The sequence below is a fragment of the Acinetobacter endophylla genome (genome assembly GCF_053543775.1).
The window spans coordinates 1-4,235 of record NZ_JBLVOM010000315.1; the positions used below are offsets into that span (position 1 = coordinate 1).

Consider the following 4,235-nt stretch of genomic DNA (forward strand, 5'->3'; position numbering starts at 1 on the left):
ATAACAGCCATTATGTTAAATGGGGAGTGATTTAGTGGAATATTCTTTAATTTTTTATATGAAAGAAGATACCTTGAATCGTGTCAAAAGAAGCATAGATTTTTTATCCATACCTCTAGTGTTCATTCTTTATAGTAAAATTTTAATCGTTAAACCCACTAAAGCAGAACCGATGATGACTCTGAGCACACTTTGATTAAATTTAAATAATGCGACTACAGCTAAAATTGCAATAATGGCAGAGATATAATCAAAATTCCCTTCAAAACCCTGTGGCCAAAGCACGTGGTAACATAAAAAGAGTGCCAAATTTAAAATTACGCCCACCACGGCAGCGGTAATGGCGGTTAAAGGGGCAGTAAATTTAATTTGATTGTGTGTGGACTCTATAACAGGTGCTCCGGCTAAGATAAAGAAAAATGAGAAAATAAAAGTAAACCACGTGACGATGATTGCACCTAATGCACCTGCAATAAATTGATGTTCAGCACCCAACAGCGAATGGTTATAAGCTGCTAAGAAGCCGACAAAAGCCACCACCATGATCAATGGGCCGGGAGTACTTTCACCTAGGGCTAAACCATCGATCATTTGAGTTGGGGTGAGCCAGTGATAAAAACCGACAGCGCCTTGATAAACGTAAGGCAGAACAGCATAAGCACCACCAAATGTCAGAAGTGCAGCTTTAGTAAAGAACCAAGCCAGTTGAGTATAAGAATGACTCCATCCCAAAACTGCTGTTAAAGAGATGAGTGGAATTGCCCATAAAAGTGCTGAAATTACAGTTATTTTGATCAGATGAGACCATTTAAAAACAGCATGTTCAGGTGTAGGGGTATCATCATCAATAATTGCACGTCCATAGGATTTTTGACTGGACTGATGTGCATTTAGCTTAAATAAATCAGGATACTTTTTACCGACCAAATAACCCGATATCGCTGCACATAAAACGATTAAAGGGAAAGGAATATTAAAAATAAATATTGCAAGAAAAGCGATAACTGCAATCGCCCATAGAAATTTATTCTTTAATGAACGACTGCCAATACGATACGTGGCATGAAATACAATTGCGGCAACTGCGGGCTTAATGCCATAAAACAAACCGGCAATGATCGGGACGTCGCCATATTTCACATAGACCCAAGACAGCCCAATGAGGATAAAAAGAGAAGGTAGAACAAATAAAACCCCTGCAACGATGCCACCTTTGGTTTTATGCATTAACCAGCCAATATAAGTTGCAAGTTGTTGAGCTTCGGGGCCGGGTAAGAGCATGCAATAATTCAATGCGTGCATAAAACGCTGTTCTGAAATCCATTTTTTTTCTTCAACTAACTCTTGGTGCATAACAGCGATTTGCCCGGCAGGGCCACCAAAGCTAATGAATCCCAGTTTTAACCAAAATTTGAATGCTTGCCAAAAGCTGATAGATTCAATTTCTGTTTCATCTATTAAAGATGACTTATTATTCATGTTAAATTCCTTTGAAAGTCTGCATATAAGCCATCAAAAATATGGTTTGAAAGATGGAGTAATTGATCATCATCTGTGATCGTGCTTCTTAAGCCTTGCAAGATTTTTTCAATGCCTAAGGCTTCGGCAGGCTCATTTCCCCCAACATCTAAAAAATGAACAATTTCAGCGATTTTATTTAAAGCAGGGGTTTGTAATTCAAAGCTATGCATTAACACTTCAAAAGTGACTAGATGATTGATATGGGTAAATTGGGCATCATCAAAATCAAAACCTAAGGTATCTTTGGGGCAATCATTGGGATGCTCTAACCAAATAAATTTTGCCTGAGGGTCTACAAATTTCTGAATGATCCATGCCGATGCCAAACGGTCAACCCAAGGACGCTTTCTGGTTGCCCAGATTTTATTTTGAAAATCTTGCTTGCATAGGACTTTTAATTGCTGTTCAAAATTATTGGGTTCATCGTATTCACCTAACCGGGCAATAACTTGTTCTAATCGGGTGAGTTCATTCAGTGTTTTGCTTTGATGAGTATTTGGGAAAAAATCTATTTCTATCAGTGAATTGAGGTTTTTTCTTAATTTTCGAATCTGTTTGAGATGTTCTTTTTTCTTATTTTCCTCAAGCGTATTTTGTATTTGTGAAATTTCAGTTCTCAGTTCTTCATATTCTCCAGTCCTGTCGAAAAGTTGAGCAAGGTCTAAATGTGCAGGAGGTTCAGTCTGAAAGATATAGGCATGCCCATGTTCATTAAGATGATCATGAACAACAGACTCGAATTTTTCAGAATGTGCTTCGGGTAAGAGGTAAACACCATCTCTTAAAGTTGCTGCACCATTTGACTTTAATGAACGCCAAATTCGCATTCTTGCGGTTGTGCTTTGACTGGGAAGTGATGAGATCAGTAATGATATTTTCATGTTATAAAATCAACAAATTTTGTTTATCTTATAACAATTTTAAAGGATTAAAAATAGTTTTCCTTTAATAAGAATATATGTAAAAGTCATAAAAGATTTTTCTATCCTTTAATAGTAAATTCAACAGATGCTTATAACTTAGCAGTTTGTAAAATAGAACTTTATAAATCTACTCATCTAGGAAATGCACATGGTCTGGCTTATTGCTAAGTACGCTCTAACTGCTGGAATGGTCATACTTATTTCAGAAGTTGCTAAACGTAGTGACCGTCTAGGCGGATTGATTGCAGCCTTACCTATCGTAACGATACTTGTGCTGATATGGATGAAACTTGAGAATCAAGACCCGCAGAAAATTTCAAATCATGCTTGGTATACCTTTTGGTATGTAGTACCGACATTACCTATGTTTTTAGCATTCCCAATACTTTATCAGCGTTATGGATTTTGGCTATCTCTAGCCATTTGCTACGTAATGACCATTCTTCTTTTTCTTGCATGGGCAGCTATATTGCACCATTTCGGTATTGATTTGCTATAAATGAACTAGGGGCATGAATGTTAGTTTTTCTAAAATTAACATAATACACCTTATACGAAACACTTTATATTTATCATTAAATTTCAGTATATTAGATTAAGCCGCTCTAGGAAGTAAGGCACCAGAGCGGCTTTTTATTGATTATTCATGTTCCACGCTTAAAATTCGAACAGTGTTTCATGTTTTTTATAAGTTAAACTAAATTTAGTTGCTAATCCCAATAAGCTATTCACTAACTTGTAAATATCGGTATACCGCCTGACGACTAATCCCAAAAGCTTTCCCTAATGCCATTTTCGATGGATACTTCCCCTCCTTCCATGCTTGTCGTAAAGCTTCAGCTTGGTCAGGCTTTAGTTTATGCACCCGACCTTTGTACTTCCCCTGAGCAGAGGCGAGTTTTATTCCTTCCTTTTGCCGCTCTAAAATGATCTCACGTTCGAACTGTGCAAAAGCACCCATCATTTGAAGCATCAAATTATCCATCGGGGTGGATTCGGCTGTAAAAGTAATATTTTCTTTTACAAACTGGATGGCGATCCCTCGTTTGACCAGTTTATCTACTTCAGTGACCAAATCTTTTAGGCTTCGCGCAAAACGATCCATTGAATGTACAATCACCCTGTCCCCTTCCCGGACATAGTTCAACATTTCCTGAAATTTAGGTCGGTCAGTATTTTTACCTGAAGCACGGTCAACAAAAATCCGGTCGACCTCAATTCCTTCAAGTTGACGTCCAGTGTTTTGCTCGACAGAACTTACCCGGACATACCCTACTTTTTGGCCTTTCACTTTTTCAGGCACTGTTGCAAATAACCACGAATGGTAAGCTGAAGACTGTTTTAGCTAAAGGTGCAGCATATGAATCCTTTCCATGGTCGGCATTTTCAGGGCGAAATCATTCTTTGGGCTGTGCGCTGGTATTGTAAATATGGCATTAGCTATCGTGAACTGCAGGAAATGCTGGCCGAACGGGGTGTGAATGTTGATCACACGACTATTTACCGTTGGGTTCAACGTTATGCTCCTGAAATAGAAAAACGTTTACGCTGGTATTGGCGTAATCCTACAGATCTGAGCTCGTGGCATATTGATGAAACCTATGTAAAAGTGAATGGACGATGGTCTTATCTGTATCGTGCAGTCGATCAACGTGGCGATACCATTGATTTTTATCTTTCTTCTAGACGTAATACCAAATCAGCATATTGTTTTCTTGGAAAAATTTTAAATAATGTGAAGAAGTGGCAAATTCCACAAGTGATCAACACGGATAAAGCACCCACATATGG

4 protein-coding genes and 1 pseudogene are annotated in these 4,235 nt (G+C 38.0%); 2 read left to right on the forward strand and 3 right to left on the reverse strand.

Features of this window, described 5'->3' with window-relative positions; all coding sequences use genetic code 11:
• Nucleotides 1-129: 129 nt before the first annotated feature.
• Both chrA and ACNPNW_RS17840 read right to left on the reverse strand, forming a co-directional pair.
• Nucleotides 130-1,479 (reverse strand): chromate efflux transporter, encoded by a 1,350-nt coding sequence (gene chrA / locus ACNPNW_RS17835; protein WP_005098231.1) that lies wholly within the window; start codon nt 1,477-1,479, stop codon nt 130-132.
• Complete coding sequence (locus tag ACNPNW_RS17840; RefSeq protein WP_005098232.1) at nt 1,476-2,402, reverse strand: chromate resistance protein ChrB domain-containing protein; 927 nt, start codon at nt 2,400-2,402, stop codon at nt 1,476-1,478. The genes chrA and ACNPNW_RS17840 overlap by 4 nt, the downstream gene beginning before the upstream one ends.
• Before the next feature lie 190 nt (nt 2,403-2,592).
• On the opposite strand from ACNPNW_RS17840, the gene ACNPNW_RS17845 reads away from it, so the two are divergent.
• Nucleotides 2,593-2,943, forward strand: coding sequence for a DUF3147 family protein (locus tag ACNPNW_RS17845; RefSeq protein ID WP_004644745.1), 351 nt, complete (start codon nt 2,593-2,595; stop codon nt 2,941-2,943).
• 225 nt (nt 2,944-3,168) lie between these two features.
• On the opposite strand, the gene ACNPNW_RS17850 is transcribed toward ACNPNW_RS17845, so the two are convergent.
• Nucleotides 3,169-3,735, reverse strand: coding sequence for a recombinase family protein (locus tag ACNPNW_RS17850; protein ID WP_000678311.1), 567 nt, complete (start codon nt 3,733-3,735; stop codon nt 3,169-3,171).
• 69 nt (nt 3,736-3,804) lie between these two features.
• On the opposite strand from ACNPNW_RS17850, the pseudogene ACNPNW_RS17855 reads away from it, so the two are divergent.
• Nucleotides 3,805-4,235: pseudogene (locus ACNPNW_RS17855) on the forward strand (IS6-like element IS1006 family transposase); the annotation flags it as partial.